General features: G+C 49.5%; 1 protein-coding gene. It reads left to right on the forward strand.

Going from position 1 to position 592, the window contains the following annotated elements; all coding sequences use genetic code 11:
• Positions 1-592, forward strand: a 592-nt coding sequence (locus tag ACLD7X_RS17935) for a ThuA domain-containing protein (RefSeq protein WP_411425048.1), incomplete at both ends; no start/stop codon positions are given.

Below are 592 nucleotides of genomic sequence, written 5' to 3' on the forward strand. Positions count from 1 at the left end.
CTTGCGGTTCTCGACGAACGCTCCTACGTAGGTGGAACGATGGGCAAGGACCATCCCATTGCATGGTGTACACCAGTTGGAACTGGTAGATCATTTTACACAGCTGGTGGCCACACGTCTGAATCGTACACAGAATCCGAGTTCGTCCAACATGTGCTTGGTGGCATCGTTTGGTCTTCTGGTGAAGGATATTCAACCGGGCTCGAGTTTCAGTCCTCTTCCTTTACACTCACGCCTGTCTTGGAAGGGATTGAACAGTCATTGACGGTTAAGGAAGTCAGTGATGGACAGCTTCTCATTCTCGCGCGATCGGGGCAGATATATGCGTATGACATTAACAAAGGCGAGCTGAAGAATGCCGGATCGATATCGGTTGGAAAGCTCGGGGAATCCGGCGCCCTTGGAATGGCAATCGATAAACGGAAATCCGTCCCAAGGATTTTTGTTACAGCAGCTGATTCGAAGACCTCTGTATTCTCTGTTCTTTCGTTTCGACTCCGCGACAACATCTTGGATTCGTCGAGTATCGATACGGTCCTTTCTTTCCCCTATGATGCTTCCGCACTGTATCATATTGGTGGAGGACTGACAT

The organism is Aphanothece microscopica RSMan92 (assembly GCF_046613545.2).
Classification (GTDB): domain Bacteria; phylum Cyanobacteriota; class Cyanobacteriia; order PCC-6307; family Cyanobiaceae; genus NIES-981.